Source organism: Variovorax sp. 05T418 (assembly GCF_056396385.1).
Window position 1 is genome coordinate 13,970 of the sequence record NZ_JBFTLJ010000023.1, and the last position, 26,254, is coordinate 40,223.

A 26,254-nucleotide genomic window follows, 5' to 3' on the forward strand; every position below is an offset into this window, starting at 1 on the left:
TAATACCAGCACATAGGAGTAATCCCTTGCCCCCTCCCACCGCACAGACGAGAGCGAGAGATCTGGGCTTGCGCTTCCCTGGCAAGACCGGCCCCGCCAACGCCATCACGGACATCCCGGGCGTCGAAGTCGGGCAGACGACGCTCATCCATGGGGACGGCGCGCTGCATGTTGGTGCGGGGCCCGTGCGCACCGGCGTGACGATCGTCCTGCCGCGAGGCCGCTCAGGCGTGCTGCAGCCGGTCAAGTCCGGTGTGTATGCCCTCAACGGCAATGGAGAGATGACCGGGACGCACTGGATCGAAGAGGCCGGCATCTTTCGAGGCCCCATCGGGCTCACGAACACGCACAGCATCGGCATGGTCCATCACGCGCTGGTGCGATGGCTCACCCGGGTCGATGGCGACCGCGGTGCCTACCCGTGGCTGATGCCGGTGGTCGCGGAGACCTGCGATGCCATGCTCAACGACATGGACGGGTTGCACGTGGAGGAATCCCACGTCCTGGAGGCCATCGCCGCTGCAGCGCCCGGTGCCGTCGCCGAAGGCAGCGTCGGCGGCGGCACCGGCATGGTCTGCTATGGCTTCAAGGGCGGAACGGGCACGGCATCGCGCATCGTGGGCGTGGCGGGCCAGGACTACCGCGTGGGCGTGCTGGTCCAGGCCAACATGGGCATCCGCCCATGGCTGAGCGTTCTGGGCGTGCCGGTCGGCGAATGCATGCCGGGCCCGGGCGGCCAACACAACGAGCCGGCCGCGCGCGAGCAAGGCTCGATCATCGTCGTCGTGGCGACCGATGCACCGCTTCTGTCCAGCCAACTCAAGCGGCTTGCACGGCGTGCCGCGCTTGGCGTGGGCAGAACCGGCACGCCGGGGGGGGACGGCTCGGGCGACATCATGCTGGCATTCAGCACCCACTCGGACCAGGCGCCCGGCGATCATGGCGTCTGCCGGACCGAGTACCTGGCCCAGCACACGCTCGATCCGCTCTTCCTGGGCGTGGTGGAAGCCGTGGAGGAAAGCATCCTGAACGCGCTGGTTGCCGCCCGGACCATGGTGGGGCGAAACAACACGCGCGTGGAGGCGCTGGATCACAGTATGCTGGTCGACCTGATGCGGCGCCATGGCCGCCTCGCCGAGACCCGATGAAATCCCCTCCTTCCCTTTTTGAACGCATCGAAGCGGCGTCCTCCGAGATGACACGCTCGGAGCGGCTCCTGGCCGCCTACCTGACCGCGAACGCGCGCGAGCTGACCCTGGAGAACGCTGCATCGGTGGCGCGAAAATCCGGCGTGAGCCCGATGACCGTCGGGCGCTTTCTGCGCACGCTCGGCTACGACAGCTTCGACGAGGTTCGTCGCGAAACCAGTCGCCTGAGCGCACCTGCGGAGCTTCGCATTGCCGGGCGCTTCGAGCAATTCAGCCGCAGCCAAGGTCCTGTGTCCGACGCGCGCAGTGCGCAACTCACGCAGCAAATCGACGCGCTGGTGGCCGCGCACGATCTGGCGACCGGAGAGCACTGGAACGCCATGGTGCGGCAGGTTGCGACATCCCAACGTGTTTTTGTCGCGGGCTACCAAACCGTGCGCGGTGTTGCCTCCGACTTTGCAGCGCGCCTCGAGTACGTGCGCGAGGGCGTGAAGTTTCTCGACGGTGCGGACGGCACCTACGCCGAACTTCTAGGCGCCCTGAAGAGCCAGACACGCTGTCTGGTTCTTGTCGACATTCGTCGCTATGCGAAGCAAGCCGAAGCGCTGGCTTCGGCGGCCACGGAAGCCGGCATTCCGGTCTTTGTCATCACCGATGCCTACTGCCACTGGGCTCGAACCTACACCCCCCATGTCTTTCATGTGCAGACGGATGTCGGATTTTTCTGGGACTCCACCGTTGCGATCGTGGGCTTCATCAATCTCCTGATGAACGGCGTGATCGAGCAACTCGGGAAGAAGGTGGGTGAACGTGTCAGCCGGCTCGAGAAGCTGCAGGACCGATTTGGCGCGTTCCTCGATTGACCGGTTCGAGGTCCATTCCAAAGGGCAATCCGGCAAGAACCCTGAGGACATTGCTTGCCCCGCCGCGGCGCGCTGAATAGACTAGGCGCCATGTCGACCCCTCTCGTCTTCACCCACACCGCTGCAGCGCTGCTTGCTGCAGCAGAGTGCGCGCGTGCACGCGTGGCGTTGAAGTCGGGTCGCAGGCAACCGCCCGCACATTTCTAGGCCCGGCGGTCGCTCTCTTTCTTCCTTCCTCTTCAGCGCAACCATCCACCGCCGGGCACAAGTTCCGCGCGTCCGCGGCCATCGTCGTTCGTCGACGGGTCCGCATGAATGGAGTGCGTCAATGCATGCAACGATCCACGGCGAGCGCACGCTCACCGAACTTGATTTCGCCCGCCTGAACAAGCTGCCCAGGCTCAACCTGCCGCCCAGCCTGGCGGATCTTCTGGACTGCGCCGAGGTGACCAGTTCGAGGGCTGTGCCCGGCAACATCGTGACGATGTGCTCGCGCGTCGAGATCGTCGACGCGCACACGCGCCGGCGGCAGACGCTGACCATCTGCTACCCCGAAGAGGCCAAGCCCGCGGCGGGCCTCATCTCGGTGCTGTCGCCGGTGGGAACCGGCCTGCTCGGCCTGAAGGTCGGAGACACCGCCAGGTGGCAAGCCCCGAACGGAGAGGCATGCGCTGCGGAAGTCGCGGCGATTCTCTTTCAGCCCGAGGCGACCGGCGACTACACCACGTAGGCGGCTCAGGAGGACGGCCGCGACAGCGTTGCCAGTTTCTTCTTCGCGCTTTGCAGGAGCCCGATCCGCTCGGCGGGCGGCTGGGCCTTGGTGTCCCCGAGCGCGACGATCTCGAGCGCGCAGGCCGCTGCCAGCTTGGATGCGAGCGGGTCGCGCACCGCCAGGCCGTTGAACCTGGCGTTCGAAATGACATGCACCTTCAGGTGGCGGTGGATGGTCTTCGACAGCTTCTGGCAGGCGGCTGCCATGGCCCCTTCATCGGGTATGGACTGGCCGTGCACGACCAGGAGCTCCAGGGTGCCGTCCTTGTCCTCTCCCAGCAGGAAGGCACGCAAGACCGAGTCCTTGAACTTGCTGCGCAGCATCGAGCGAAGCGGTTCCGCGGCGGCGAACGACTTCAGCGCGATGCTGCGCAGTTCCTCGTGGAAGACGAACGAACGGTCGAGCGTCACGGTGTCGGGCTCGTCCGCCTTCGGCTTTTGCCTCTTCAGGATGCCGCTGCCGACAAGGTGCTCCAGCGTGCGCGCCACATCGGCGGGATCGAGCTTCGAGCGCCGGGCAAGCTCGCTTGCTGCAAACGGTTGGTCGGGAGCCGCATAGACGACCTTCAAGAGCTTTTGCACCTCAGGGGCAAAAAGAAAATCTGCGGCACTCATTTTTTCTGGATCCGGATAAAAGGATCGCATTATCGGGACGAATATCGTCCGCCATGGCGGTCTAGAAGAGCCCGCGCTGCGAAGTCGTCAAGGCCATGAAGCTCTCTCCGATGGGCTGAAGAATGGCGTCGGCGATCGGCTGGAGCTGCCGTGTGAGGTAGTGCTCGTAGTCGATGCGCGAATGGCGGGTTTCCAGCGGCTCCGGCCCGTTCTGCGTCATGACGTACTGGATCCAGCCGCCTTTCTGATACTGCCTGGGCCGACCGATGCGGGCGTTGTGTTCGTCCGCGATGCGCGCGGCGCGGACCTGCGGCGGCACGTTGACCAGGTAGGCGTCGAGCCGATGGCGCAGGCGCTTGCGGTAGATGAGCAGGTCGTCCTTGGCGCCCGCCAGCGTCGACCTCGCATAGTCGGTCACGAACTCCTTGTAGGGCTCGCCCTGGAAGATGCGTGACAGCAGGCCCTGCTGGAACTGCCGCGCGAGCGGGGTCCAGTCGCTGCGCGCCATCTCCAGGCCGCGGTACACCATCTCCTCCTTGCCCGCGGCATCTGCACTGAGGCCGGCGTAGCGCTTCTTGCTGCCGACCTCCGAGCCGCGGATGGTGGGCATGAAGAACTTCTTGTAGTGGGTGTCGACCTCGATCTCGAGAAAGCTCTCCAGGCCCTGCTCCTCCCGCATCGTGCGGGTCCACCAGGCATTGATGTCGGCGGCCAGGCTGGCCGCGACGGCGTGCGCCTCTTCGTTGCCGTGGGTGCGCTTGAGCCAGACGAAGATGGAGTCGGTATCGCCATAGATGGCCTCGTAGCCCCGCTGCTCCACGAATTCGCGCGTGAGCTTCATCATCTCGTGCCCGCGAAGGGTCACGGCGGAGACCAGCTTGGGGTTGAAGAACCGGCACTCGGCCGCGCCCAGCACGCCGGCGAAGGAGTTCATGAGCAGCTTCAGCGCTTGCGACAGCGGCTCGTTCTTCGCCCGCTTGGCCTCGTCCCGGGCGCGCCAGAGCGTGGTCACGATTTCGGGCAGGCAGTGCCGGTCGCGCGAAAAGACAGTTCCCTGGGGTCCCTGGACGCGCGCGGCCGGTTGTTCGCTGGCGTTCGAGCCCTCGACGAGGCCCACCGGATCGACCAGGAAGGTCCGGATGATCGAAGGGTAGAGGCTCTTGTAGTCCAGCACCACGACGGAGTCGTAGAAGCCCGGCTTCGAATCCATCACGTAACCGCCGGGATAGGCCTTGCTCGGGATCTCGCCCACATTCGGCGCCACGTAGCCCAGGCGATGCATCCGCGGCATGTAGTGGTGGCTGAACGCGGCAATGGAGCCGCCGAAGTGGTCGGCCTGCAGGCCCGTGGTCTGGGCCCGTTCCATCACGAACTGCAGCAGCTTGGCCTTGTCGAAGATGCGCAGGACCAGCTCGCAGTCCCGGATGTTGTAGAGCGCGAGCGCGGGCTTGTCTTGCTGGTAGCGCCGCTCGATCTCGGCCATCTTGTCGTACTCGTCGCCGATGGCCTTGCCTTCGCCGAGCAGCGCCTGCGAGACGGTCTCGAGGCTGAAGGACGGGAAGCTCCACACCGCGGCCTTGAGTGCGTCAATGCCGTCGATGACGACCCGGCCCGGCGTGGGCGCGAACAGGTAGCCCTGCTTGCCCGGATGGGTGCGCCATTCGATGGGACGGCGCTCCCGCCCGAGGAGGAGCTGCACGCCGCACTCGTCGGCTGTCTTCTGCAGCACGCGCAGGTCGAACTGGATGACGTTCCAGCCGATGATGACGTCGGGGTCGTTGCGCTCGAACCAGTCGTTGAGCTGCTCGAGCATGGCCCGGCGCGACGGGCAATAGACGAGCGAGAAGGCCATGGGCTCGCTCGATTCAGGGGGCAGGTCCGATGGCGGCTCGCCGAGCATGAAGACGACGCGCTCCGGCGTGCCGTCCAGCGCAATGGAATAGAGCGCTTCGTGCTGGCTCGTCTCGATGTCCAGCGACACGAGCTTCAGCACCGGCCGGAATTCGGGCGCGGGCTTGAGTTTGCAGTCGACGATGGTCGCGCGCTCCGCCCGCCCACCTTCCACCCGCACGCCGGCGGTGATGAAGCGTTCCATCAGGTAGCGGTCGTGCGGGCGCACGTCGGCTTCGAGCAGGGGAATGTCCTGCGCCTGGAGGGCGCGTGCCAACCGGCCGAGCTGGCGGAAGTGCGTCGCATAGACACCGAGGACCGCTTCCTGCTGGAAGGTCTTGAGGGCAAGTTCGCGCAGCTGCATGCCCGGCATGGCCGCGAGGTGGGCTTCGACCGCCGCGCGGTGCCGGGCGGCGACGAAGGCGACGCTGCGCCGGGAGGTCAGCACCACTTTCCTCGGCCCCGCGTCGGTGGCCAGCCAGTACTCGATCTCCGTGCCGGCGGACGCGTCGCGCCAGTGGCGCGTGAGGATGAAGCCCTGGAGGTCGGTGGATGTCACGAGAGCGCTTGAAAATTCGGGCAAGGCGGGAGGGCGGACGGGGGGCACGGGCGATTTTCGCCCGGCAGCGGGACTGGTTTGGCAGAATCCAGGCAACTTCACTTCCTCCACGAACATGCTGCGCCTCGTCCTCATGACTGCGTTGAGCCTCGCCACCGTGGAGGGAGCGGCTGCTCAATCGGCCGAGCCGCGGCCGGCCGAAGCCGCTGCAGAAGCAGCGCCGGTGACGACGTATGCACGCCTCGTCTCCGCCAGCCAGGAGGACGACGGCAAGCTGTATGTCCGACTGAAGCTGCTTCCGAGGGCGAAGCTGCCTTTCACGGTCCAGAGATTCAGGGTGACGGACCGGACGCTGCTGGCCGGCATCGCGGAGGGTTCGTGGGTGAGGTTCACCGCAAAGCACATCGATGGCGAGAACACATTGACCTCCATCCAGGCCACCGCCGAATGCAAGCGCTTCCAGAAATGCGGTTGAGGCTTCGGCCTGCCGGGGAGTGCATCATTGCGGGCACCATCCCGCGCACGAAGGAAAACCCATGCCCTCCTCCTCCACCGACTACGAATCGCTGTTCGAGTTTGCGCCGATGTCGCTCTGGCTCGAGGACTACAGCGGGCTGCGCCGGCTGTTCGACGGGTGGCGCAGCGCCGGCGTGGTGGATCTGGTGGCGCACCTGAATGCCGAGCCGCAGCGCGTGCGCGATTGCATGGCGCAGCTGAAGGTGCTGAGCGTCAACCAGAGCACGCTCACCCTCTTCGGTGCGCAAAGCCAGGCCGAGCTGCTCTCGAAGCTGGGCAGCATCTTCCGGGACGACATGACCGCGCCGGTGATCTACGAGCTCGACCAGCTCTGGCGCGGAAATCTCTGCTTCGACAACCAGACGGTCAACTACGCGCTCGACGGCCGCCGGCTCGACGTGCACGTGCGCGTGCAGGTGCTGCCCGGACACGAGGCCACATGGGATCGCGTGCTGGTGTCGCTGGACGACATCACCGAGCGCGTGCAGGCCGAGCGGCTGCGCCTGGAGAGCGAGCGCTATGCGCGCGAGCTGTTCGAACGTTCGCCGGTGTCGCTCTGGGTGGAAGACTTCAGCGCCGTGAAGATCCTGCTCGACGATGTCCGCAAGCGCGGCATCAGCGACTTCACCACCTTCATCAAGGTGCACCCGGAGTTCATCACGCGCTGCATGCGCGAGATCCGCGTGATCGACGTCAACCGCGAGACCCTGCGCATGTTCGGCGCGGTCGACAAGAACGAACTGCTGGAGAACATCTCGGACATCTTTCGCGACGAGATGCACGACTCCTTTGCCGAGCAGCTGCTGGACCTGTGGAACGGCAAGATGCTGCAGCAGCGGGAAGTGATCAATTACGCGCTGACGGGCGACATGGTGAACATCCACATGCAGTTCGCGGTGCTCGAAGACCGGCTCGCCACCTGGGACCTGGTGCTGGTGTCGCTGATCGACATCACGGCCCGCAAGAAGGCCGAGGCCTACCTCGAATACCTGGGCAAGCACGACGTGCTGACGCAGCTGCGCAACCGCGCCTTCTTCTCGGAAGAACTGAACCGGCTGTCGCGCAAGGGCCCGTGGCCGGTGTCGGTGCTCGTGATCGACATGAACGGCCTGAAGCCCGTCAACGACGAGGAAGGCCACGCCGCCGGCGACGCGCTGCTGCGGCGCGTGGGCGAGGTGCTGAGCAAGGCGGTCGACGAGCCCGGCTGGCCCGCACGCATCGGCGGCGACGAGTTTGCCGTGGTGCTGCCCAAGACCGACGAGCGCGGGGCGGAGGCGATCCGCGACCGCATCGCCTCGATGCTCGAGCTGAACAACCAGTTCTACGCGGGGCAGAGCGGGCGGGTGCTGAACCTCGCGATCGGCCTGGCGACCTGCGAGGCCGGCGACCAGCTCGATGCGGCGCTGCAGCGTGCGGACCGCGCGATGTACGAGGACAAGGCCCGCCACTACCGCGAAACCGGGGCCGAGCGCCGCCGCGAGTAGGACGCGTCGGCGGCAGCGCCGGCTTTCACTCCGCGTCGAGCCGGTCCCGCTTCATCGCGCGCCAGAGCGCGAGGTCGTAGCCGATCTTGAGCAGCCCGCAGGCTATGAGCGGCAGCGAGATCCATCCGGCCGCAAACAGCGCGCCGCTGAGCGTCGGGCTGATGGCCGCGGCCAGGCTGCGCGGCACGGCGGTGAAGCTGGCCGCGGCGCTGCGTTCGGGCGGCGTCACGACCGCCATCACGTAGGCCGTGCGCGTGGGCACGTCCATCGACGACAGCGCGCTGCGCACCATCAGCAGGCCGAGCGCGATCGGCAGGCTCGGTGCCAGCGCAGCCAGCACCAGGCAGACGTTGGCGGGCAGGTGCGTGAAGACCATGGTGTTGAGCAGGCCGATGCGCCGGGCCACCACGGGGGCGGCAAGCTGCGACGCCGCGCCCAGCAGACCGGTCCAGAAGAAGAACACGCCGGCCTGGGTCAGCGAGAAGCCGAACCGCTCCAGCAGCCACAGCGACATCAACGCGTTGACCATCAGGCCGCCCGCAAAGGCATCGACGCTGAAGAGCGCCGCCAGCCGCACCACCACGCGGCGCGACGGCCCGAGGGGTGCCGGTGCCACGGGTGCGCTGCCCGCCTCGTGGGCGCCGGCGTGGTCAGGCAGCTTCCGGTAGAGCCAGAAGACACCGAGTCCGATGGCGGCATAGACCGCGAACATGCCGCGCAGCGCGTCGGGCCGCGCGAAGTGGCTGTGCCGAACCAGCCAGTCGGGCACGGCGGCCGCGAGTGCCCCCATGGCCGCGCACAACGCACCCAGCAGGCTGTAGCGCGCGAACAGCGAGGTGCGGGCATGGCCCTGCGCCGCTGCAGCCAGGCGCGCGTGCTCGAGCGGAAGGAACACGCTGACGTCGCCGGAACTCGGATTGAGCGTGCCGACCAGCGCGACCACCAGCAGCGGCCAGAACGAGGACAGGCCCGCAAAACCCAGTCCGGTGGCGGCCATCAGCAGGGCGGCGCCGCGCAGCAGCCGCCCGCCCGCGAAGCGGTAGCCCCAGGCGCCCACCGCGAGCGTGGCCAGCGCCGAGCCCAGCATGGTTGCGGTGCTGACGATGCCGACTTCCAGCGTGCCCAGTCCGATCGACAGCAGGTAGGCCGGCAGCAGCACCGCCATGTAGCCGTCGCCGAAGGCGCGCAGGCCTCGGGCGGCGAGCAGGGGCAGTGCGTCGGCGCTGACGCCCGCGGGCAGCAGGCGCGCCAGTCCGGTGCGCGGCGAAGGCGATGGCGCCGCGCTCATGGGCTGGGCTCCACGGCGTGTGCGGGGGGTGTATCAGGCAGGGCGGTGTCCACGGATGGCTCCATCACGGGGTGCCAGCGCTTGGACGGGACACCGTCTGGTTGTGCAGGCCGGGAGGCTGTTTTCCCGGTGAAAGCATGCTAGCAGACCATCGCGGTACGTAGTTCCCCTCAGCTTCTCGTCAGATTGCGATCAGCTCGGCAAAAGACCATTCGACCGTCCGGACTTCCATCCGGATGGAGACAAGCCCGGGCGGAGTTCACCTGCGCCGGTGGCGTTCGACAACCCCCAATACATCGGGAACGTATGAGAAACAGAAATCTTGTCAGGGGACTCTTCCTCATGGCAATTGCGCTGGCCTTCGGCCTCACGGCGCTTCGCTACCCCATCGGAGACCTGGGCCGCGCCGGCGCGGGTCTTTTCCCCGCCATGGTGAGCGGCCTGCTGCTGCTGATCGGCGTGGCGACGGTCGTGCGTTCGTTCTTCGTGGAGCCGGTGAAGCTGGACCTGCACTTCAAGAACATCGCGCTCATCCTCACGAGCCTGTGCGGCTTCGCGCTGATCTCGATGTACCTGAACATGATCGCGGGCATCGTCTTCATGGTGTTCTGCTCGGCCTTCGCCGGCAGCTCGAACTCCTGGGTGCGCAACCTCAAGATCTCGGCCGGCCTGATCGCCATGGCGCTGGCGCTTCAAAAGCTCCTCGGCCTCAACCTGCCGCTCTTCTGAGGACACGAACATGGAAGTCCTGAACAACCTCGCGTTCGGTTTCTCGCACGCCCTGACCTGGCACAACCTGATGTACTGCGCCATCGGCTGCACCGTGGGAACACTGGTGGGCCTGCTGCCGGGCCTCGGGCCGCTGGCCACCATCAGCCTGCTGCTGCCGCTGACCTATTCCATTCCGACCACCGGCGCGCTGATCATGCTGGCCGGCATCTACTACGGTGCGCAGTACGGCGACAGCGTGAGCGCGATCACGATGAAGATCCCGCATGCGAGCAGCATCGTGGCCTGCATCGACGGCTACGCGATGACGCTCAAGGGGCAGACCGGCCTGGCGCTGTTCACGGCCGGCTTCTCCAGCTTCATCGGCGGCACGGTCTCGATCCTGGTGCTGTCGTTCCTCGCGCCCGTGCTGGGCGAGGTCGCCTTCCTGTTCGGGCCGGCGGACTATGTCGCGATGATGCTGGTGGGCTTCGTTTGCGTGAGCTTCGTCACCACCGGCAGCCTGCTGAACGGCCTGGCGATGTGCATGATCGGCGTGCTGCTCGGCACCATCGGCACCGACGTGAACAGCGGCATGGCGCGCTTCACCATGGACATGCCCTTCCTGACCGACGGCGTGGGCATCGTGAGCATCGCGCTCGGCTGCTTCGGCATCGCCGAGATCACCAAGAACCTCGACTCCCGCGAGGAACGCTCGCCCTTCAACGGCAAGATCAACCTCATTCCGACCTGGGCCGAATTCAAGCGGATCATCCCGAGCGCGCTGCGCGGCAGCGTGATCGGCTCGTTCCTGGGCATCCTGCCCGGCGGCGGCCCCACCATCGCGCAGTTCGCCGCCTACGCGCTCGACAAGAAGGTCAGCAAGTACAAGCACGAGATCGGCACCGGCTGCATCGAAGGCGTGGCCGGCCAGGCCGCGGCCGACGAAGCGGCGGCGCGCACGAGCTTCATCCCGCTGATGAGCATCGGCATTCCCGAGAACGCCGTGATGGCGCTGATGCTGGCGGCCTTCATCATCAAGGGCATCCAGCCCGGGCCGAACATGATCGCGAGCCACCCCGAGCTGTTCTGGGGCCTGGTGGCCAGCATGTGGATCGGCAACGTATTCCTGCTGGTGCTGAACGTGCCGCTGGTGCGCTACTGGCTCTCGGTGTTCAAGATTCCGTACAGCGTGCTGTTCCCGTCGATCCTGTTCTTCTGCTGCATCGGCACCTACAGCGTCAACAACAACCTGGACGACGTGTTCATCACCGCCGCCTTCGGTTTCATGGGCTACATGTTCATGCGGCTCGAGCTCGACGCCGCGCCGCTGATGCTCGGCTTCATCCTCGGGCCGATGCTCGAAGAGAACTTCCGCCGCGCGATGCTGCTGAGCCGCGGAAGCTTCGGCACCTTCGTGTCGCGCCCCATCAGCGGCACCTTGCTCAGCCTGATCGGCGTCTTCGTCGTGTGGCAGGTGGTTTCGTTCGTGCTGCAGGCCCGAAAGAAAATCGTCATTGCGCCGCCCGTGGCACTGGAACCGCAGGAGTAGCAGCGAAAAAAAAGCGGGGCAATCTGGCAAGGACCCTGAGGCCTTTGCTTGCCCCGGCACGGCGCGTTGAATAGACTGAGCGCCATGTCGACCACCCTCGCCGCCTTCACCCACGCCCTTGCTGCGGCGCTGCTCATTGCAGCGGCGTGCGCGCGTGCGCGCGTGGCCTTGAAGGCGGGCCGCAGGCAACTGCCCGCACATCCCTAGGCCCGGCGGTCGCTTCCTTCTTCCTTCTTCTTCAGCGCAACCATCCACCGCCGGGCACCCGTCCCGCGCGGCCGCGGCCGCCGTCGTCCACCGACGGGTCCGCACGAATGGAGTGCGTCAATGCATGCAGCAACGATCCACGGCGAGCGCACGCTCACCGACCTTGACTTCGCCCGCCTGAACAAGCGGCCCGGGACCAACCACCTGCCGAGCCTCGCGGACCTCCGGGACTCGGCCGAAGCGAGCGGCGACTGCACCACCATTCTTGCCGTGACCGACCTCGCTGCGCGTTCGGAGCCTGCCCTCTCGCGCGCCGCCTGCCTGGCTGCCGAGCACCATGCCAGCCTGGAACTGCTCTATGCGGCCGCGCCCGGCGAGCCTCCCTGCGCCCGCGCCGCGTCGCGGCTGGCGCACCAGGCATTGCAGCTCGGCCAGCGCCATGGGCTGCGCGTGCGCACGACGAACCCGATGGCCAGCACACCGGAGCACGTGGCAAGCGCAGCGCGTGGCGCGGATCTGCTGGTCATGGGTGCCATGCCCCGGGAGCGGAGCTTGCTGGCCTTTGTGCGCGGCCAATGGACCGAGCGCCTCTTGCGGAGGGTCCAGCGTCCCATGCTCGTGGTGCGGCAGCAGGCCGAGGGGCCTTACCAGCGCCTGCTCGTCGCCATCGATTTCACGCGGGCTTCGCGCATCCTGGTGGAGCGCGCGTTCGCACTCAACGGATCGGCGCGAATCGACCTGTTCCACGCCATCAGCACGATCAACGAGCGCAAGCTGCGCAGCGCCGACGTTCCCGAGCACGTGGTCAGGGCCTACAGACAGGAGTGCACGCGGTACGCACGGGACCAGATCGTGCGGTTCACGGATTCCACCGATGCCCGCAGAAACCGCGTGTCCTGGGCCATCGGCCGCGGCGATCCGGCCCGGCAGGCCGTGGTCCAGCAGCAGCACAGCGGCGCCGAGCTGCTCGTTGTCGGCAAGCATCCAGCCTCGGCGATGTCCGACTTCGTCTTCGGCAGCGTGGCACAGCGCGTGCTGCGCCATGCCGCCGGCGATGTCCTGATCGTTCCTCACAACCCCCAGGCGGCGACGAAGGCAGCGGCCCTCGAGCGGCTCGGCGGTGGACAGCGGATGACCCGGCGCGTGCGCGCGGGTGCGTCTTGCTCGAACGGGGGATGAATATCATCGGATGAAACCGCCTCACCGCCGAGAGCCCGCTTGCCTCCGCATCGGCATGAAGTCCTTGCCGCGCCGGTTCTGCGCGCGGAAAAATTCCGTTCTTGGACGAAAATGACGATGTACCGGATCGAACACCACCTGAGCGCCGACGAGCACGAGGATCTGTATGTCGACTGCCTCAAGCGGCTTCGCGGCGACATTCGACAGTGGCTGTAACTCGGCGGGTGACGCGCCCACGCAGGATGCGGACACCGCTCGGGCGGTGGGTTATTGGCAGGACTGGCCGCAGAGAGCAGATGATGAAAAGTAACGCCCATGACAACGCGATGGCCGAGCTGTACCGGGACGATTGTTCATTGCCATTAATGTCTGAGACACAGTTACCTATTAAGGCCTCCGCCTCTCCCCTTCGTCCTGCACCTTGAAGTCTGAGACACATCCAGCCACACACGAGCTCACCCCATCAACCTGAGCACTGAAGTCGGAGACAGACGCGGCTGCGGCATTTATGAACCCATTCTTGTCATAGCGCCCCATCGAGAAACAGCAGGAAGTCAGCTTGCTGTTGCGAGTTGCACGGGCACGTGATCGCGCTGCTTTTTGATGCGGTTGGCTTCGTCGACGAAGACAAGCTTGGGAAGATGGTCAGTCACCTTCTCCTCTGCCACCGTCCCGAAGGCGGCGATTGATGATCAAGTCACCAACGGATGCCCGTCTGGCCGCCGATCCGTTGACTGAAATGATCCCGCTGCCGCGCTGGCCGCGGATCGCATACGTGACGAAACGCTCGCCATTATTGATGTTCCAGACATGCACCTGTTCGTTTTCCACCATGTTGGCCGCGTCAAGAAGATCCTCATCGATTGCGCATGCCGGCCTTCCTCACGGGGCCGAGGTGCGCGGCGGACCGTCCGACGCGCGAAGTATCAACTCCGGGTTCCATAGTTCCTGAAGCTCTTCGGCAGGCGTCCCGTTCAGGCGCGCAAGGAGCATCTCCACCATCCGTTTTCCGGCGCGGTGGGTTTCTGCGCTGAACGTCGTCAGCGCAGGGGACAGCAGGCGACCGATCGGATGGTCGTCTCCCCCGATCACCCCGATGTCTTTCCCCGGAACCCTGCCAGTCTCTGAAATAGCGCGCATGACGCCCATGGCCACGATGTCATGTCCGCACACGATGGCGGTGGGCGGATCGGGCAGTTCGAAGAGACGACGGGCCGCATCGACTCCGCCCTCTTCGGAAGGCGCGGCTTCAAGGCAAAGCGCCGGATCGATGGGGATTCCCGCCGCGCGAAGCGCTGCCTCGTAACCCACTCGCTGGTGGTGGCTGAACATCAGGAACTCGGGCGCGTGCACCAACGCAATCCGGCGATGGCCCAGCGCAATAAATCGCGCGCAACCAGCACGCCCGACGACGGTGTGGTCGATGTCCAGGTACGGAAAACCCTTCTGTGTGTCGCTCCGGCCGAACGCCACAAAAGGAATATCGCGCTTCTGGAGATACGCGATCCGCTCATCGTCCCGCCGAGTGCGGCCAAACAGCAATGCGTCCACGCGCTGGCGCTCGACCAGGCGCTTGAACACGTCGATCTCCGTCTCGATGCTTCGTGCCGAGGCGATGATGACCTGGTAATTCGACCCGTCGAGTTGCTCGTCCACGCCCATCAACATGTTCAGGAAGAACGGGTGCACGAACGAGGCCTGCGGGGCCGAGAGCACGAAGCCGATGGTGTCTGACGACTGGCGCCTCAACCTCCGCCCGGCCGGATCCGGTGAAAAGCCAAGACGGGCCGCAGCCGCAAGCACTCGCTCTCGTGTTGCCTGGCTCACGTCTTCCCGTCCGTTCATGGCCTTGGACACGGTGCTGACCGAGAGCTTCAGCTTCGCTGCAAATTCATGAATGTTCAATCGATGGTCCCTTGATTCAGGGCGTCATTGTCGCTGATAAGAGCAAGTTGCGAAACCGATTTCAGAGGCCTCCTCTTCCCATTCTTGACATTTTCTCGAAGGGTTTTTAACATTCACCGAAATCGTTTTCGAGATTTATTTTCGGGCCTGATAAGGCTTCCAAGGACTGCGCATATGGAGTTTCATTTCTACGAGCCCTCTGCAGGGCACGGGCTTCGGCACAACCCGCTGAACTCCATCATCGCGCCGCGGCCCATTGGGTGGATCTCTACGAGGAGCAAGGAGGGAGGTTTCAACCTCGCGCCCTACAGCTTCTTCAACACGTTCCACTACGACCCACCCATCCTCGGCTTTGCCAGCACCGGCTGGAAGGACACCGCGCAGAACGCGGTGGAGACGGGCGAGTTCGTCTGGAACCTGGTATCCGAAGACCTCGGAGAGCAGATGAACATGACCTCCCAACCGGTGGCCCGGGGAGTCGACGAGTTCAAGCTGGCTGGCCTGACAGCCATTGCCGCGAACAAGGTGAGCGCGCCGCGCGTCGCTGAAAGCCGAGCCTCGATGGAGTGCAAGGTGGTGGATGTGGTGCAGTTCCGAAACACGCGCGGAGAGCAGTTGCCTGGATGGCTGGTCCTCGGGGAGGTTGTCGGCGTCCACATCGACCACGATCTGCTCAAGGATGGCGTCTACCAGACCGCGTTGGCTCGCCCGCTCATGCGATGCGGTGGGTTGAGTGACTACGCATTGCTGTCGCAGGAGTGGATGGTCGAGATCCACCGCGCGCCCGACGAAGCCCTTCGCGACTCGCACGGCAGTTAGCGGACGGGCCGTCCGTTCGCAGCAATCGCTGGAGACGACGCGACGGAAGCGCGCGTCTCCACGACTCGTACATACAGCCTTCGCCATGACCGATCTGATGGCATCGGCTGCGCTGAACCGCGCCATTTGCGGTAAGGCCCGATCGGCCAGCGTGCGTCTTCTTGCCGCTGGTACTGGACCAACTCATTCACATAAAGGAGACCCCATGCAATCCGTTTTTCGCCTGCTCGCTCCATTGCTGATCTGGGCTTCGTTTGCCACGCCCCTGGAAGCCGTGGCACAAACAACCGCCAAGACCAAGATGCGGGTCGCATCCGTCGTTTCGGCTGCATGGCTGCCGCTGTGGGTCGCCAAGGACAAAGGTCTGTTCGAGGCCCATGGCCTGGACGTCGAGATCACGACGGTGCAGAACGTCTCGACCGTCGTGGGCGCACTGGGCCGGCAGTTCGAGGTATCGGGCTGCACGCCCATCGACATCATCAAGGCGCGGCTCAAGAAGCTGGACGTCGTCGGCATCGCGGGCAACACCCAGGAGATGTCGAGCAACCAGCAGATGCGCCTGCTGACCCGCGCAGACGGACCGGTCAAGCGCATGGCCGACCTCAAGGGGCAGGTCGTCGCCACGCCTTCGCTCAACGGCGTGATCCACATTGCAACGCTGAACGCACTGCGCCAACAGGGCATCGACACCAACGACATCCGCTTCCAGGAGATGGCCTTCGCCAACATGGGCGACCAACTGGCGGTCGGGCGCGTCGCGGCGGCCGAGATCGTCGAGCCCTTTGCCTCCGCGCCGGGCAAGGTCGCCACGACCAGCCTGGGCAATCCGATGCTCTCGGTGGCGGACCCGGTGGTGCTGACCTGCTGGATGGCCAACGGCCAGTGGGCCAAAGACAACCGCGCGGCGGTGCTCGCCTGGCGCGCGGCACTCGACGAGGCGAATCAATACATCCAGAAGAACGACAAGGCATCGCGCGCGGTGCTCACAAAGTGGACACGCCTGCCCGACGAGATCGCCAACGCGGTGCGCCTGCCCGCCTACAGCACCCGGCTGGACGACGCGGCGATCGACACCTGGATCAAGGCGTCTCTGGCTGTAGGCGCCATCAACGAGAAGCTGACCGCGGCGGGCGCCAGCTTCGAGTGACGCAACGCAAAGAGACAACCCGAAGAGACAACGGCCCTCGGGCCAGAGAAACATGAATTCACCCGTATTCAGCTGCGAACGCGCAGAAGTCAGATTGGCATCGGCCATCGGCGACAAGACGATCCTCCAGGGCATCGACCTGCAAGTGGGCCGGCAGGAGTTTCTGTGCCTGGTGGGCGGATCGGGCACCGGAAAGACCACCCTGCTGCGCGCATTGGGCGGCTTCTGCGCGCCGACAAGCGGCGCCGTCCTATACGAAGGCAAGGCGTTCCGCAGCCCGCCCGAAGGCGTCGTGACCGTGTTCCAGGACTACGGCAATGCCCTGCTGCCGTGGCGAACCGTGCGCGCTAACGTCGCGCTCGGCATCGAGGAAAAAATCTCCGGCGCAGAGCTCGACCGGCGCATCGACACGGCGCTCGCGCTGGTGGGCCTGCAGAAGGCCGAACGGGAATACCCCGCCAAGCTTTCCGGCGGCATGCAACAGCGGCTACAGATTGCGCGCGCCCTGGCATTGCAACCCAAGGTCCTGCTGATGGACGAGCCCTTCGGTGCGCTCGATGCCATGACGAAAGCAAAGCTGCAGGACGAGCTGCGCAACATTCAGGCGAGCACCGGTGCCACCATCGTCTTCATCACGCACGACGTGGACGAGGCCGTCTATCTCGGCGATCGCGTCGTCCTGCTCGCAGGATCGCCGGGAACGATCGCTTCGGAAATACGCCCGCCTCTCCCCGCGCGCCGCGACCAGATTTCCACCAAGGAGATGCCGGAATACCTGCACGCGCGGCACGAGTTGCTGGAGCGCTTGCACGGAGCCGCCCGATGACCGGCCACTCGCGCAGGGCCCGCCAATGGCTGTTGCCCGTCGCGCTCCTCGGCGCCTGGCAACTCGCCGTCATGGTCAACGACGGTTTCAACGTGCTGCCCACGCCCACCGAGATCGGTCGCGCGCTCACCGAGAGTCTCATCGACGGGCGCCTGGTCGCGGACGCCGCGCACACCTTCGCCGCGGCCCTCGCGAGTTGGGCGATCTGCCTGCTCATAGGCATACCGCTCGGCATGGCGCTGGGCACCTTCAGCACGCTTCGCACCATGCTGTCGCTCTTCATCGAACTGCTCAGGCCGTTGCCGGCGGTGGCGCTCATTCCACCCGCGGTGCTGGTCTTCGGTTTTTCATGGAAGACCGAGATCACCGTGACGGTGTTCGCCAGTATCTGGCCGCTCATCTCCAGCAGCAGGGCCGGCATCGAAGGGCTTCACGCAAGAATCTTCGAGACGGCCGCCACGCTGCACTTGAGCAAGTGGCACACGTTGCGCAGCGTCGTCACACCCGCAGCCTTCAGCCAGATTCTCGTGGGGGCGCGCCTCAGCTTCAGCCTCTGCCTGGTCGTCAGCGTGGTCGCTGAAATGGTCGGCAATCCTGCCGGCCTCGGCTGGGGACTGGTTAGCGCGCAGGAAGCGATGCGGGCGAGCGAGACCTTCGCGTACCTCTTCGCCATCGGCGTGCTGGGCGTCTGCGCTAATTTCGCCCTGGGCTTCGCCGTCCGGCGCCTGCTGCCCGGCCTGGCCCAGGCGAGCTGAAAGGAGCGAGCCCATGAACAAGATGTCTCGCATCCTCCTGAGCCTTGCCACGCCCGTCGCATTGCTGTGCCTTTGGCAAGCCGTGGGCGACCCCGCCTCGCCCATCGCACCGCCGCCTCAGACTTGGCTCTCGAGCGCGCAGGCGATGCTCGCAGCCGGCGAGCTTCAACTCGCCGTGCTGGCCACGCTGAAGACCGTCGTACTGTCCACCTTTATCGCCGGCGTGGTGGGCACAGCCATGGGCGCGATCCTCGGCGCCCGGCCTGCCGTTTCCGAAGCGGTGGCGCCCACGCTCGAGTTCCTGCGGTCCGTGCCGCCGCCCACCATCGTCCCTGTGGCCATGCTGCTGATCGGCAGCGGCGCCGTGCTCGGAGCCACCGTGGTTTCGCTCGCCGCGCTCTGGCCCATCCTGTTGAATGTGCTGCAGGCCACGCGGGCCATCCATCCGACCCTCGTCAACACCGGCCATACGCTGCGGATCTCGACCCGCAGCAAGGTGATGAACATCTACGTACCCAGCATCCTGCCCAGCGTGATCGCAGGGCTTCGCGTGGCGGTGCCGCTGGCCATCATCGTCGCGCTTCTCGTGGAGATGCTGGCCACGCGCCCGGGCGTCGGACGCATGTTGCTTTCCGCCCAGCGCGACTTCGACGCGCCCGCCGTCTTCGCTCTGTTGTCCACCGTGGGCCTCATCGGCGTCGGCGTGAACTGGGCGCTCGAGTGGCTGGAGCGCTGCGTCTCGAGGAAGTTGCCGGGCATCGGGCGCTGACGCCTCCTCACTCTTCCCTTCTTTTTTCGCCCAACGAACCATCCAGATGTCCATCGATTTCCAGATCATCGACAACGCCATTGCCCGCATCGTCATCAACCGTCCCCAGCAGCACAACGCGCTGGACGTCGAGCACGACCGTGCGCTTGCGGACGCCTGGCAGCGCTTCAACGACGACCCGCAACTGAAGGTCGCGATCCTGTCCGGCCAGGGAGGCCGTGCGTTCTGCACCGGCGCCGACATTCGCGACTACCTGCCCTACCGGCGTGGCCGCGCGGCCAGCCAGGAACCCACGTCGATCATCAGCTTCGGCGGACTGACTGGCGCTCAGGACGTCGCCAAGCCGACGATCGCGGCCATCGACGGATTCTGCGTGGCTGGCGGGCTGGAGCTGGCGCTTGCCTGCGACATCCGCATCGCGACGCACACATCGAGCTTCGGCCTTCCCGAAGCCAGGCTAGGCATTCTTCCTGGTGGTGGAGGCACGCAGCGGCTCGCCAAGGTGACGGGACTGGGTGTTGCGATGCGGATGATCCTCACGGGCGACACGTTCGACGCGGCCTTCGCGCTCAACCACGGCCTCGTGACCGAGCTGGTGTCCAGCGAGGCGCTCGAAGAAGCCGCGCTGGCCATCGCCCGGCAGCTCGCCAAGAATGGACCGCTCGCGGTCGTTGCCGCGCGTCGTTCGGTACTTGCCAGCTATGGACTCTCCGTCGAGGAAGGCCTGCTCCAGGAATCGGCGCTGCAACGGCAACTGCTCCTGACCCGCGATGCACACGAGGGCGTCGCGGCCTTTTCCGAACGGCGGCCGGCGGCATACACGGGCAGCTGACGCGAGCAACTGACATCTCGCCCCGCTTCCAGCCGGCGGGGTGCTTCGTCGCCGGAGCCGATCCATCCTGACCTCCAATGGAATGTTAGGAAGGATGAAGTCAGGAGCCGCCTCTCAACTTCGCGACCTCCTTCGGGCTGACTGCCCCCGCGCTGTTGTTCCAGCCTGCACGAATGAAGGTCAGCACGTCGGCAATGTCCCGATCGCTTAGCACGGCGGCGTACTTGGGCATCGGGTACGCCGCCGGAATACCTCGAACGACGAGATCCCCGGTGCCGTTCAGCGTCACGTTGATGAGTGACGACGGATTGCGCTCCAACACATTGGGATTGCCGGCGAGCGGCGCGAGCATGGGCGCGAAACCGCGCCCATCGGCGCCGTGGCACTGCAGGCAATGCGTCGTGTAGATGCGGGCGCCTGCATTGCCGGCCGGCCGGCTCAGCGACACCTTCGTCTTTTGCGCGTCGTAGGCATAGGGTGGTGCGCCATTGCCGCCCTGCGCCGGAAGCGTTTTCAGATAGGCGGCCATCGCGCCGAGGTCGGTATCGGTCATCGCCTGCGTGCTGTTGTTGACGACCTCCGTCATGGAGCCGAACGCGGTGGCATGCCGGTTCGCGCCGGTCTTCAGGAAGCTCACGAGTTCCGGTCCACTCCAGCGGCCCAGGCCGACGTTGTGCTCACCCGTCAGGTTCGAGGCAAACCAGCCTTCTATCAACGCGCCGGAGAGAAACGTGCTGCCGCCTTCGTCGACTGCCTTTTCCTGGAACGCGACACCGCGCGGTGTGTGGCACGAGCCGCAATGCCCCAGCCCCTGCACCAGGTAGGCGCCGCGATTCCACTCAGCATCCCTGCCGGGCTTGTCCTGGTACACGCCCTTGTCGAGGAACATGAAGTTCCATACTTTCAGCGGCCAGCGGATGCCCAATGGCCACCGAATCTCGGACTTCTGATTCTCCCGGTTCACGGGTTCCACACCATGCATGAAGTAGGCGTAGAGCGCCTGCATGTCGCCATCGTTGACTTTGGCGTACGACGGATACGGCATGGCCGGATACAGGTTGTGGCCATCTCTTGCGATGCCTTCGCGCATCGCGCGAATGAATTCTTCCTGGGTGTAGCGGCCGATGCCGGTGTCCGGATCGGGCGTGATCTTGGTCGAGTAGATGCGCCCAACCGGCGTTGTCATAGGCAGGCCGCCGGCGAACGGTTTGCCGCGCGGTGCTGAGTGGCAGGCGATGCAATCGCCCGCCTTCGCAAGATAGGCTCCGCGCGAAACCAGCGCCTGGTCGGGCGCGGTAGCGGCATGCGCGTTCGTGGCGGGGCCGCCCGATGCCAGTGAGAGCGCAAATCCCAGCGTGGCAAACGTCTTCGGTGCGTGGATCATCGACGGCCTCCACTCGCGTTTGATTTCAGTTGGTCGCCGATTGGCAAGGCGTGCAACCGCTTGCCGGTGGCCGCAAAGATCGCATTGGCGAGCGCCGGTTGCAACGCCGAGGTGCCCGGCTCGCCGATGCCGCCAGGCGCTTCGCTGCTCTTCACGAGATGCACGTCGATGTCTGGCGTTTCATTGATGCGCAAGACCCGATAGTCGTTGAAGTTGCTCTGCTCGACGCGTCCATTCTTGAAGGTGATCTCGCCGTACAGCGCCGCCGTGAGGCCAAAGACGATGCCACCTTGCATCTGGGCCTCGATCGTGTCGGGATTGACCGCCATGCCGCAATCGACTGCGCAGGTCACGTGATCCACGCTCACCTCACCATCGTCCACGGTCACGTCGACAACCATCGCGAAGAAACTGCCGAATGCGTGCATAAGGGACACGCCCCGACCTTTGCCCTTAACTTGTGGTGCACCAGCCGCCCATCTGGCCGCCCGCACGGCTTCGTTGAGCACGTTCAGCGCGCGCGGCGACTTCCCGAGCAAGGCTTGCCTGTACTTCACCGGATCTACCTTCGCGTGCGTCGCGAGTTCGTCGATGAAGGTCTCAACGACAAACGCGCTGCGCGTCGGACCCACGCCGCGCCAGAACGCCGTGGGTATGCCCCGCGGCTCCTGGCGAACGTAGTCGACGAGCTGGTTGGGAAGGTCGTAGGGCAACTCGGCCGCCACGGCCACGGCATCGGGGTCGACACCGTTCTTCATCATCGCGGCCGGTGCGTACCGCGCCAGGATCGAAGAACCGACGATGCGATGCTGCCAAGCCACTGGCATGCCGTTCGCGTCGAGGCCGGCGGAAATGCGGTCGTAGTAGTACGGCCGATACATGTCGTGCTGGATGTCTTCCTCGCGCGTCCACACGACCTTCACCGGCACATTCAACTGCCTTGCCACTTTCGCGGCCTGCGTGACCATGTCGATTTCCAGGCGCCTGCCGAACCCGCCGCCCAGCAGATGGTTGTGGACGATGATCTTCTCCGGCGGCAGCCCAGTGACCTTCGCCGCCGCATCGGCCACGCGGCCTGGCACCTGCGTGCCCACCCACACCTCGCAGCCGTCCGGCCGGACGTGCACCGTGCAGTTCACCGGCTCCATCGTCGCGTGCGCCAGAAACGGCTGGTGGTAGATCGCATCGATACGCGTCTTCGCGTTGGCAAAGGCTTTCTCGACATCGCCTTCCTTGCGCGCCACCGCGCCGCTGCGCTGCGACGCCTTCACGAGGTCGGTGACGATCGTCTCGGTCGAAACGTCGGCGCCTGCGCCCTCGTCCCATTGGATCTCGAGCGCCTGCAGACCGCGCCTCGCGGCCCACGTGTGCGCCCCGATCACGGCGACCCCGTTGTCGAAGCTGACGACCTGCTGCACGTCGGGAATTTTTCTCGTGTGCGTGTCGTCGAATTTCGCCAGCCTGCCGCCGAACACCGGACAGGTCGCAATCGCCGCATACACCATGCCGGGCACACGCACATCCAGACCGAAGACCGCGGCACCATTCACCTTCTCCGGCGAGTCGAGGCGTTTCACGCGGGTGCCGATCAACTTGAAGTCCTTGGGCTCCTTTAGCCTGACATTCTGCGGTGGCTGCAGTCTGGCTGCGACATCGACCAGCTCACCGTAACCAATGCTGCGACTGGTCTGCGGATGCAAGACCCGCCCTTCCCGCGCCACGCAGCCCGAGGGATCGACCTTCCAGCGCTGTGCAGCGGCCATGACAAGCAAGGTGCGCGTGCTCGCGCCGGCCTTTCGCATCGGCTCCCATGCGTAGCGAATCGAAGTCGAAGCGCCGGTCAGCTGTTCGGCCAGCATCGGATCGGCAAAGAGCTTCTCGTTCGGCGGCGCATGAGCGAGCGTGACGCTCGCAAGCGGCACCTCGAGCTCCTCGGCAAGCAGCATCGGAATGGACGTGTACACGCCTTGCCCCATCTCGACCTTCGGCATGACCAGCGTGACCTTGCCGCGGCGATCAATCTGGATGAAGGCGTTGGGGGCGAATACGCCCTCGCGCGGCATCTCGACGCCGTCGCCGTCGATCACCGACGTGCGCGCCCCGCCCTGGCTGCGTGCCGGCACGCTGAAGCCGAACAACAAACCGCCACCGGCGGCCGTGCCTACCGTGGCGACCAACCCGAGCAGACTGCGGCGCGACAGGCCCACGCTCTGCCGCGCACCAGACGATTCGTGTGACGTGCTCATGTGCTCTTCGCGGCCTGCTTGATCGCGGCACGAATCCGGTTGTAGGTGCCGCATCGGCAGATGTTGCCGGCCATGGCAGCATCGATATCGGCGTCGCTCGGTGCCGGATTGCTGGCGATCAGCGCTGTCGCCGACATCACCTGGCCTGACTGGCAGTAGCCGCATTGCACGACGTCCAGTGCGCGCCATGCGTCCTGGACTTTTTTGCCGATGGGCGTTGCGCCAACGCCTTCGATCGTGGTGATCTTTCGATCTGCGACTGCCGCCAGAGGCATCACGCAGGAGCGAGTCGCGACGCCGTCGAGATGCACGGTACAGGCACCGCATTGCGCGATGCCGCACCCGAACTTGGTGCCAGGTCTTCGTGATGGCGAACGTGTGGCCGTTCATGGGCTGAGCGCAAAACGATTCGCGCCGGTGAACGGCGCGAGCCATTCCACCGCGCGGTCGGTATAGATCTCGACCTGCGGGGACGGCAGTCCCTCCAGGCTGTCGAGCGTGCCGGCCTTCACCAGGACCTGACCGGGCATCATCGCCACCTTGGTAATCACCGGCGAGCCGCAGCTCCCGCAGAAATGCCGGTAAGAGAGCTGTCCGCTGTCGCCCCTGTCCTCGAAGAACTTGGTCTCGCCGCGTTGCTCATAGTCGGCTTCGGCGATGAAGAGGTTGAAGGAGAAGAGGCTGCCGCTTTGTCTCTGGCAGTGCCTGCAATGACATATGGCTGCGGCCTGCGGTTCGCCCTTCAGCACGTAGCGCACGGCGCCGCAGAGGCATCCGCCTTCGCGATGGTTCATGATTTTTCTTTCTCTATCGAAAGCCGGGATACCGGGTTCCTTCTTGATGGGCTGCTCTGTCCGTGTTGCGATGTTCAAGCCGCGCTGGCAACCCGGATCAGTTTGCGGTTCAGGAATTCACCGATACCCACTTCCGCCAACTCGCGCCCGAAGCCGGCGTTCTTGACGCCGCCGAAAGGCAGCCCCGGCGAGTCGACGAAACAGGAGTTGATGTAGACCATGCCGGACTCGATGCGCGACGCCACCTGCTTGGCATGCTCGATGTCTGCGTCGAAGACGTAGCCGCCGAGCCCGTAGCGAGTGGCATTGGCCAGCTCGATCGCTTCTTCCTCGGTGTCCACGACATAGAAGGACAGCACCGGGCCAAAGGCCTCCTGCTGGTAGAGCGGGTTGTCAACGTCGATGTCCGTGATGATGGTCGGCTCGAGATAGAAGCCGGGGCGTTCGACGCGCTTGCCGCCGTAGACGATGCGCGCGCCCGAAGCCTTCGCCTCCTCGATCTGCTTGAGCAATCCGTTCAGCGCGGTCTCGCTGACCAGCGGGCCGAGCACCGTCGCTTCGTCCGCCGGGTCGCCCACCTTGATCGCTGCGAACCGCTCCTTCAGCGCCGCCAGCATCTGCGCACCGCGCTCCTTGCCCACGACGATGACGCGCTTGATGTTGACGCAGCCCTGACCCGAGTTGAACGTGCGACCCATCACGCACTGCTCGACCGCGTGATCGAGCGGCGCGCCCTTCAGGATGAGCGCCGGGTCGCTGCCGCCCAGCTCGAGCACCACCTTCTTGAGATTACGCCCGGCCCGTTCGCCAACGGAGGCGCCCGCCCGTTCGCTGCCGGTCAGGGCGACGCCGCGCACGCGGAAGTCGTCGATCAGCTTCGCGGCCTGCTCGACGCTGCAAAAGAGGTTGGTGTAGACGCCTTCCGGCGCGCCTGCTTCCTCGAAGAGCCGCGCGAAGGCAAGTGCGCAATGAGGCACGTTAGGCGCATGCTTCATGAGCACCACGTTGCCCGCGACGAGCTGCGGCGCGGCGACGCGGGCCAGCTGGTAGTAGGGAAAGTTCCACGGCTCAATGGCGAAGAGCACGCCGATCGGCTCGGCCACCACCGTGGCGCCGGGCTCGTCAGGCAGCGGCTGCGGCGCAAGAAAACGCTCCGCGTTCTTCGCGTAGTAGTCGAGGATGTCGGCGACCAGGTCGACCTCCATGTAGCCGAAGCGGGTGACCTTGCCCATCTCGAGGGTGAGATACTCGACGTATTCGTCGCGCTTCTCGCGCAGGATCTGCGCAGCGCGGGCGACGATCTTGGCGCGCTCGGCCACCGGCCTGAATTTCCAGTCTTCGCGATAGCGCCTGTCGGCGGTCTCCAGCGCGGCGAACACCTGTTCGTCGGATTGCAGCGGGAATTCCTTGACGAACTCGCCCGTGGCCGGGTTGATGGTGCGAAAGCTCATTTCTGTTCCTTGTTCTTTGCGCTTGAAGCGCGGAGGGAGGGCTCCAGGGAGCCGAGGTGTTTGGGAAACCGGAGAAGCCGGTATGCCGCGTCTTACCAGTCCGGCCGCAGCCAAGGATGGCGAATGTCCGCGACCGGGACTTTTCAGGAACCCTGCAGCGCCACGGCTTCGACTTCCACCTTGAGTCCATAGTGGAGTTGGCTGGTCGGTACCACCGCCCGGCTAGGCTGGCTGTTTCCCGCCCACTCGGCGTAGATCCTGTTGAACTCGGGCCAGTTGTCCATGCCGTCGATATAGACACGAACCTGAACCAGATTGGCGATCCCGCTGCCGCAGGCTTTCAGGACGGCCCCGACGTTCTCCAGGACCTGCCGAGCCTGTGCCGCAAAACTCGCATCGACGAGCTTTTCTCCTGCCGACGTGATGGGGAGTTGGCCGGAAACAAAGACGAATCCGTTGGCGACGGTTCCATGCGAGTAATGACCGCCCGGTTGCGCAAGGTCAGCAGGGTTGATCGGGGTTACCTTGTTGGCGCACATCTCCGAA

General features: G+C 65.3%; 24 protein-coding genes and 2 pseudogenes. 15 read left to right on the forward strand and 11 right to left on the reverse strand.

Translation table 11 applies throughout. The features are described from left to right. The first annotated feature begins 68 nt into the window (after positions 1-68). The 3 genes from AC1DMS_RS29420 (at position 69) to AC1DMS_RS29430 (ending at position 2,741) form a co-directional block, all read left to right on the forward strand. Complete coding sequence (locus tag AC1DMS_RS29420) at positions 69-1,148, forward strand: DmpA family aminopeptidase (RefSeq protein ID WP_150106925.1); 1,080 nt, start codon at positions 69-71, stop codon at positions 1,146-1,148. Continuing rightward, positions 1,145-2,011 (forward strand): MurR/RpiR family transcriptional regulator, encoded by an 867-nt coding sequence (locus AC1DMS_RS29425; RefSeq protein ID WP_015866042.1) that lies wholly within the window; start codon positions 1,145-1,147, stop codon positions 2,009-2,011. The genes AC1DMS_RS29420 and AC1DMS_RS29425 overlap by 4 nt, the downstream gene beginning before the upstream one ends. Before the next feature lie 328 nt (positions 2,012-2,339). Further along, positions 2,340-2,741, forward strand: a complete 402-nt coding sequence (locus AC1DMS_RS29430) for a GreA/GreB family elongation factor (protein ID WP_015866043.1) — start codon at positions 2,340-2,342, stop codon at positions 2,739-2,741. Between the two features lie 5 nt (positions 2,742-2,746). Here the strand turns inward: AC1DMS_RS29430 and AC1DMS_RS29435 are convergent, their stop codons facing one another. Both AC1DMS_RS29435 and AC1DMS_RS29440 read right to left on the reverse strand, forming a co-directional pair. After that, entirely contained in the window at positions 2,747-3,352 is a 606-nt protein-coding gene (locus AC1DMS_RS29435; protein ID WP_412512280.1) for a hypothetical protein, read from the reverse strand. Between the two features lie 106 nt (positions 3,353-3,458). Then, a complete protein-coding gene (locus AC1DMS_RS29440) occupies positions 3,459-5,846 on the reverse strand; it encodes a DNA polymerase II (protein WP_015866045.1) in 2,388 nt (795 codons plus the stop codon). 115 nt (positions 5,847-5,961) lie between these two features. Here AC1DMS_RS29440 and AC1DMS_RS29445 point away from each other — a divergent pair, with 115 nt between their 5' ends. Together AC1DMS_RS29445 and AC1DMS_RS29450 are read left to right on the forward strand one after the other, a co-directional pair. Further along, positions 5,962-6,321 carry a copper-binding protein gene (locus AC1DMS_RS29445; RefSeq protein ID WP_018905815.1) on the forward strand — a complete coding sequence of 120 codons (360 nt, stop codon included), beginning with the start codon at positions 5,962-5,964 and terminating at the stop codon, positions 6,319-6,321. 61 nt (positions 6,322-6,382) lie between these two features. Next, positions 6,383-7,846, forward strand: coding sequence for a sensor domain-containing diguanylate cyclase (locus AC1DMS_RS29450; protein WP_015866047.1), 1,464 nt, complete (start codon positions 6,383-6,385; stop codon positions 7,844-7,846). Positions 7,847-7,871: 25 nt separating this feature from the next. On the opposite strand, the gene AC1DMS_RS29455 is transcribed toward AC1DMS_RS29450, so the two are convergent. Further along, the gene (locus AC1DMS_RS29455; protein WP_018905814.1) at positions 7,872-9,134 is read right to left on the reverse strand and encodes an MFS transporter; all 1,263 of its coding nucleotides are present in this window, start codon (positions 9,132-9,134) and stop codon (positions 7,872-7,874) included. A 306-nt stretch (positions 9,135-9,440) separates the two neighbouring features. On the opposite strand from AC1DMS_RS29455, the gene AC1DMS_RS29460 reads away from it, so the two are divergent. The 4 genes from AC1DMS_RS29460 to AC1DMS_RS29475 all read left to right on the forward strand — a co-directional run bounded on the left by AC1DMS_RS29460 (position 9,441) and on the right by AC1DMS_RS29475 (position 12,780). Beyond that, on the forward strand, positions 9,441-9,863 hold the full coding sequence (locus tag AC1DMS_RS29460) for a tripartite tricarboxylate transporter TctB family protein (protein WP_026284154.1): 423 nt from the start codon (positions 9,441-9,443) through the stop codon (positions 9,861-9,863). Between the two features lie 10 nt (positions 9,864-9,873). Continuing rightward, entirely contained in the window at positions 9,874-11,394 is a 1,521-nt protein-coding gene (locus AC1DMS_RS29465) for a tripartite tricarboxylate transporter permease (RefSeq protein ID WP_018905813.1), read from the forward strand. A gap of 84 nt (positions 11,395-11,478) precedes the next feature. Further along, a complete protein-coding gene (locus tag AC1DMS_RS29470) occupies positions 11,479-11,601 on the forward strand; it encodes a hypothetical protein (protein ID WP_018905812.1) in 123 nt (40 codons plus the stop codon). 120 nt (positions 11,602-11,721) lie between these two features. Then, positions 11,722-12,780: a universal stress protein gene (locus AC1DMS_RS29475; RefSeq protein WP_018905811.1), complete on the forward strand. Its 1,059-nt coding sequence runs from the start codon at positions 11,722-11,724 to the stop codon at positions 12,778-12,780. 554 nt (positions 12,781-13,334) lie between these two features. Here the strand turns inward: AC1DMS_RS29475 and panD are convergent. Then, positions 13,335-13,653, reverse strand: a pseudogene (gene panD / locus AC1DMS_RS29480) (aspartate 1-decarboxylase); the annotation flags it as partial. Between the two features lie 9 nt (positions 13,654-13,662). Continuing rightward, positions 13,663-14,685 (reverse strand): LacI family DNA-binding transcriptional regulator, encoded by a 1,023-nt coding sequence (locus AC1DMS_RS29485; protein WP_018905809.1) that lies wholly within the window; start codon positions 14,683-14,685, stop codon positions 13,663-13,665. A gap of 174 nt (positions 14,686-14,859) precedes the next feature. Between AC1DMS_RS29485 and AC1DMS_RS29490 the strand changes: the two genes are divergently transcribed. From AC1DMS_RS29490 to AC1DMS_RS29515, 6 genes are all read left to right on the forward strand, one after another. Next, positions 14,860-15,504: a flavin reductase family protein gene (locus AC1DMS_RS29490; protein ID WP_018905808.1), complete on the forward strand. Its 645-nt coding sequence runs from the start codon at positions 14,860-14,862 to the stop codon at positions 15,502-15,504. A 205-nt stretch (positions 15,505-15,709) separates the two neighbouring features. Beyond that, a complete protein-coding gene (locus AC1DMS_RS29495) occupies positions 15,710-16,651 on the forward strand; it encodes an ABC transporter substrate-binding protein (protein WP_018905807.1) in 942 nt (313 codons plus the stop codon). Between the two features lie 52 nt (positions 16,652-16,703). Further along, complete coding sequence (locus tag AC1DMS_RS29500) at positions 16,704-17,477, forward strand: ABC transporter ATP-binding protein (protein ID WP_026284153.1); 774 nt, start codon at positions 16,704-16,706, stop codon at positions 17,475-17,477. Then, entirely contained in the window at positions 17,474-18,232 is a 759-nt protein-coding gene (locus AC1DMS_RS29505; protein ID WP_027729474.1) for an ABC transporter permease, read from the forward strand. Before AC1DMS_RS29500 ends, AC1DMS_RS29505 begins: the two co-directional genes overlap by 4 nt. Positions 18,233-18,245: 13 nt before the next feature. Then, positions 18,246-19,001, forward strand: coding sequence for an ABC transporter permease (locus AC1DMS_RS29510; protein WP_018905804.1), 756 nt, complete (start codon positions 18,246-18,248; stop codon positions 18,999-19,001). A 46-nt stretch (positions 19,002-19,047) separates the two neighbouring features. Beyond that, positions 19,048-19,833 carry an enoyl-CoA hydratase/isomerase family protein gene (locus tag AC1DMS_RS29515; RefSeq protein ID WP_018905803.1) on the forward strand — a complete coding sequence of 262 codons (786 nt, stop codon included), beginning with the start codon at positions 19,048-19,050 and terminating at the stop codon, positions 19,831-19,833. Positions 19,834-19,933: 100 nt separating this feature from the next. On the opposite strand, the gene AC1DMS_RS29520 is transcribed toward AC1DMS_RS29515, so the two are convergent. The 6 genes and pseudogenes from AC1DMS_RS29520 to AC1DMS_RS29545 form a co-directional block, all read right to left on the reverse strand. Then, the gene (locus tag AC1DMS_RS29520; protein ID WP_478080275.1) at positions 19,934-21,217 is read right to left on the reverse strand and encodes a c-type cytochrome; all 1,284 of its coding nucleotides are present in this window, start codon (positions 21,215-21,217) and stop codon (positions 19,934-19,936) included. Next, positions 21,214-23,463 (reverse strand): xanthine dehydrogenase family protein molybdopterin-binding subunit, encoded by a 2,250-nt coding sequence (locus AC1DMS_RS29525; protein WP_478080276.1) that lies wholly within the window; start codon positions 23,461-23,463, stop codon positions 21,214-21,216. The genes AC1DMS_RS29520 and AC1DMS_RS29525 overlap by 4 nt, the downstream gene beginning before the upstream one ends. After that, positions 23,460-23,819 (reverse strand): annotated as a pseudogene (locus AC1DMS_RS29530) ((2Fe-2S)-binding protein); the annotation flags it as partial. The gene AC1DMS_RS29525 and the pseudogene AC1DMS_RS29530, both read right to left, overlap by 4 nt. A 30-nt stretch (positions 23,820-23,849) precedes the next feature. Beyond that, complete coding sequence (locus AC1DMS_RS29535) at positions 23,850-24,257, reverse strand: GFA family protein (protein WP_018905799.1); 408 nt, start codon at positions 24,255-24,257, stop codon at positions 23,850-23,852. A 74-nt stretch (positions 24,258-24,331) separates the two neighbouring features. Further along, on the reverse strand, positions 24,332-25,708 hold the full coding sequence (locus tag AC1DMS_RS29540) for an NAD-dependent succinate-semialdehyde dehydrogenase (protein ID WP_018905798.1): 1,377 nt from the start codon (positions 25,706-25,708) through the stop codon (positions 24,332-24,334). Between the two features lie 143 nt (positions 25,709-25,851). Next, positions 25,852-26,247, reverse strand: coding sequence for a RidA family protein (locus AC1DMS_RS29545; RefSeq protein WP_018905797.1), 396 nt, complete (start codon positions 26,245-26,247; stop codon positions 25,852-25,854). Positions 26,248-26,254 lie beyond the last annotated feature (7 nt).